The 3,775-nt window shown below is 33.7% G+C and carries 6 protein-coding genes; 4 read left to right on the top strand and 2 right to left on the bottom strand.

What is annotated here, in order from left to right; genetic code table 11:
- Positions 1-486: 486 nt before the first annotated feature.
- Together RTP52_RS20145 and RTP52_RS20140 are read right to left on the bottom strand one after the other, a co-directional pair.
- On the bottom strand, positions 487-1,362 hold the full coding sequence (locus RTP52_RS20145; RefSeq protein ID WP_312373165.1) for a hypothetical protein: 876 nt from the start codon (positions 1,360-1,362) through the stop codon (positions 487-489).
- Between the two features lie 156 nt (positions 1,363-1,518).
- A complete protein-coding gene (locus RTP52_RS20140) occupies positions 1,519-1,965 on the bottom strand; it encodes a hypothetical protein (protein WP_312373163.1) in 447 nt (148 codons plus the stop codon).
- A 140-nt stretch (positions 1,966-2,105) separates the two neighbouring features.
- Between RTP52_RS20140 and RTP52_RS20320 the strand changes: the two genes are divergently transcribed.
- From RTP52_RS20320 to RTP52_RS20125, 4 genes are all read left to right on the top strand, one after another.
- Positions 2,106-2,516 carry a transposase gene (locus tag RTP52_RS20320; RefSeq protein WP_331661990.1) on the top strand — a complete coding sequence of 137 codons (411 nt, stop codon included), beginning with the start codon at positions 2,106-2,108 and terminating at the stop codon, positions 2,514-2,516.
- The gene (locus RTP52_RS20315; protein WP_331661989.1) at positions 2,465-2,782 is read left to right on the top strand and encodes a helix-turn-helix domain-containing protein; all 318 of its coding nucleotides are present in this window, start codon (positions 2,465-2,467) and stop codon (positions 2,780-2,782) included. The genes RTP52_RS20320 and RTP52_RS20315 overlap by 52 nt, the downstream gene beginning before the upstream one ends.
- Before the next feature lie 80 nt (positions 2,783-2,862).
- Positions 2,863-3,435: a DDE-type integrase/transposase/recombinase gene (locus RTP52_RS20130; protein ID WP_312373162.1), complete on the top strand. Its 573-nt coding sequence runs from the start codon at positions 2,863-2,865 to the stop codon at positions 3,433-3,435.
- Between the two features lie 11 nt (positions 3,436-3,446).
- Positions 3,447-3,749, top strand: coding sequence for an IS3 family transposase (locus tag RTP52_RS20125; protein WP_312373161.1), 303 nt, complete (start codon positions 3,447-3,449; stop codon positions 3,747-3,749).
- Positions 3,750-3,775 lie beyond the last annotated feature (26 nt).

Here is a 3,775-nt window from a genome sequence, read left to right as displayed (position 1 = left end):
TTTTCAGCACTTTGTTTTAGATATTTGACCTGTCTACTTGACAGGGGGTATATCATAGAGCAGGGCTTTTTTTGACTAACAATAGTACCAAAATAGTCGCAAACACATGAAAAAAGCACCCTCATTCAGGTGCTACTACATTCTTTCAATGGCTACAACCATTAATTTCCCTAGATTTTCAAAAAGCCGTTAATCGGAATCGAACGAGTGTGAAAAGTAGCTTTTTCTAAATTGTTGTAGTGTGATACAAGCATTGATTTTATTGATTTTCTCCCAATATATCGTATTGTATCATTAGGAACTACAATGTGCTTTTTTGTACGAATAGTCCCCAAATTGGAGACAACAAACAGCCCCATTTTAGGGACTCCGAAATCTCCGGATACCTCTAGCCTTATCACGTCATCTGGTGTTAGCCAATATTCGTGTTTGAATTTTTAGTAAAAGAAAAGAGCCTTTCGGCTCTTAAATTTTGTATGCGACTAGTTAAGAAGATTTAAGCCTAAATATCTCATACAATTGATTAAGTTTGTTGATATATTTGTTTGATTGTGCTCTCGTTATATTAGAACTCTTTACTTTTAACCTAGTAGTAAAAAACTTATCTTCTAATATTATTACATCTTCTGGTCGAATACTTATATAATCTTCTAAAAAATCTTCTATTTCATTAATTCTTTCTTCTATACTCATATCAGATACATCTACAAAATCTGGCTTAAGTTTTATGTAAGGTGGTAACTCTTTTGAAGCAGCACTGTAGCTATCTCTTGGTAGCAAATATTTAGATTCTTGCCTGTCCTTAATCTCATTGATTAATGAATACAAAAGTACCCTTATTTCATCTAATTCATTAAACTCACCTGCTCCTTTAACTTCAGCCTTATTAATCCCCAATAATTTAATTATAGAATTAATACCTTTCGTATTATCCTTTGTTGCGTTTAATGCCTCTTCTATCTTTTTTCTGTCCTCTAATACTTCATGATATATCCTATCCTTACGATATTCAATGGTATTAATAGTACTTATATCGAAAATACGTGGCGTACCAACTTCTTGAACTAGTACAACAGGCAAATCGAATGCTTGTCTTATTCCAAGTTCAAATAAGACATTAGGATTCCTCGAACTCAAATCACATATTGCCATTGGCGCACTAACTATATCTCTTATAATTTCTACTTGAATCATGCTACTGGATTTATCATCATCTGCCCGTTTTGGTTTGAACCCAGCACTTTTTATAGCTTCTGCAAAAATATCATCATAGACATGCTTATAATGATCATATGCATGGCTATCCCCAATTGGCATAATAACGAAGCACATGTCCTTATATTTCTCTTGTTTATCTGGCATAATGCTTTTCCCCCTACATAAGTTAATTTCCAACATTATACACTATTTGATTACAATATTCAACAATTATAGGAGCCATTATCCATATTTACAATTTATAATACCAAGCATTTATTCTTTGTTCTTATCATAAATTCATAAGTTGTCCAATTATTATTATTCTGTTTCTCGCTCTTTCGTTACCAAATCCACAATCTGCAAATAATACTCATATTTGTGAATATTTCTGCTTGCTAGAATTGCAAATACAGAATATACTGTTAATAACATTATTCCAACAATTAATGCATAATAAAGTAACATAACCTTAAGATCTTTTACATCACTTACAATCGAAAAAACTATAGCGAATATTCCAGATGCCAGTGGTAAAATATTTGTATAATCCCACAACCTCTTCATACTCTCTATATTACCTTTAAATTTCAACCTCACATATTCTATTTCATCAGGGCTATACATGGATATTTCATTTTTTAATGCTTGATACCTTTCATATCCTTTATTATACTTAGTTTTTACTTGGCCTTCTTCAATATATTCTAAAGGGATTTTACGCTTAAAAATTTGGTCTAACCTTTTTAGTTTATTCTCTATTCTCATTGCCATCACTCCTCTCACCCTAAATACTACCTTATTATGGCAATAATTTCAACATAAAAAGACACCCGGAGGGGATCTGATATGATCCTCCATAAGTAGACATGATAAATAACCAAAATCTACTTATGGAGGATTATTTTATGGCCAAATCACCACACACTCCAGAATTCCGTGCGAAAGTCTCGCAGGAATATCTTGATGGGCTCGGTTCCTACGACTATTTATCTACTAAATATAACATTGGAAGCAAAACCTTAAAACAATGGGTTGCTAAATACAGATTTTACGGAATTGCAGCATTCGCCACTAAATCAGGTAACACTTCCTATTCATCTGATTTTAAAACCATATGTGTTGAAGCAGTTTTATCAGGCGAAGGAAGTGTAGATGATATCGTTGCTAAACACAACATATCTTCAAGAGAGGTGCTAAGACGCTGGATAAAGGTTATAATGCCAATAGAGAACTTAAGGATTATGATCCTAAGAGGGAGGTCTATATGGCAGATGCAAGACGAAAAACAACCATTGAGGAACGTAAAGAAATCGTAGAATACTGTCTTAAACATAACCGAGATTATAAAGGAACTGCCGCTATCTACGATGTTTCGTATAGTCAGGTTTATTCTTGGATGAAAAAGTATGATGTTAATGGAAAAGACGGATTATCAGATAAACGTGGTCGTCACAAAACTAATGATGAAGTAGATGAATTAGAACTTTTACGACGAGAAAATCTCAGGCTTAAGCGTCAGCTTGAAGAAAAAGATATGGTAGTTGAATTATTAAAAAAAGTGAAAGAATTCGAAGGGATGTAAGGCTTGGAAAACTACGCTACAAACCAAAATACTTAGCTATTAGACATTTTCATGAAACAAAGAAATGGAGCATTGAATGGATGTGTAAACAGCTTGAAATAACCAGAGCTGCTTATTATAAATGGTTGAATCGTGAGACTCCGGAACAGGAATTGGAAAATATTCAACTGGCAGAGCTTATCAAAGAATACGATGAACGCTTTAATCATATCTTAGGCTATCGCAGAATGACTTCATGGATTAATCACTTTAATCATAGCAACTATAGTAAAAATAGAGTTCATAGAATTATGAAAAAGTTGGGTATTCATTCTATCATCAGAAGAAAAAAGAAGAAATATAACTCTTCTACTCCTGAGGCAATAGCTGAGAATAAGCTTAGTAGAGATTTTTATGCAACTGCTCCAAATCAGAAGTGGGCTACAGATGTAACCGAATTTAAGATTCCGGGTGAAAAGAAGAAACTGTATTTAAGTGCAATCCTAGATTTATACGATAGATATCCTGTTTCTTATGTAGTGAGTTGCAGGAACGATAATAAGTTAGTATTTAAAACATTCGACAAAGCAATAGCCTCGAACCCAGATGCGAACCCGTCTTTCACAGTGATAGGGGCTTCCAATATACAAGTAAAGCTTTACAAAACAAGCTAGAAGTTCAGGAAATGGAACAATCAATGTCCAGAGTTGGTCACTGTATTGGTAATGGTCCTACAGAAGGGTTTTGGGGTATCATTAAAACCGAGATGTACCAAATGTATGAAATCACGGATGAAGCATCATTAAGATATGCAATAAAGGATTATATAAGGTTTTACAGTGAACAGCGTCCTCAAGATAGATATCATTGCAAGACACCATTGGAAGTAAGAAACGAAGCATTATCTTCAGAAATACCAAAGGAATATCCTATTCCTGAAAACAAACGAATTGAGAAATACAAAGAGAAATGGTGTGCAATCGAGTAGGAGGAAATTTCCCTAACTGAGAAATT

It is taken from the genome of Lachnoclostridium sp. (genome assembly GCF_031997925.1).
In the GTDB taxonomy this organism is placed as follows: Bacteria; Bacillota; Clostridia; order Lachnospirales; family Lachnospiraceae; genus Lachnoclostridium.
This window is presented reverse-complemented; position numbering and strand designations above follow the sequence as displayed.

What these genes read in the sequence shown, in the direction of transcription:
- RTP52_RS20130 (WP_312373162.1), top strand. Translation starts at nt 2,863, where the DNA reads ATGTGTAAACAGCTTGAAATAACCAGAGCTGCTTATTATAAATGGTTG.
- RTP52_RS20315 (WP_331661989.1), top strand. Translation starts at nt 2,465, where the DNA reads ATGGCAGATGCAAGACGAAAAACAACCATTGAGGAACGTAAAGAAATC.
- RTP52_RS20125 (WP_312373161.1), top strand. Translation starts at nt 3,447, where the DNA reads ATGGAACAATCAATGTCCAGAGTTGGTCACTGTATTGGTAATGGTCCT.
- RTP52_RS20320 (WP_331661990.1), top strand. Translation starts at nt 2,106, where the DNA reads ATGGCCAAATCACCACACACTCCAGAATTCCGTGCGAAAGTCTCGCAG.
- RTP52_RS20140 (WP_312373163.1), bottom strand. Translation starts at nt 1,965, where the DNA reads ATGAGAATAGAGAATAAACTAAAAAGGTTAGACCAAATTTTTAAGCGT.
- RTP52_RS20145 (WP_312373165.1), bottom strand. Translation starts at nt 1,362, where the DNA reads ATGCCAGATAAACAAGAGAAATATAAGGACATGTGCTTCGTTATTATG.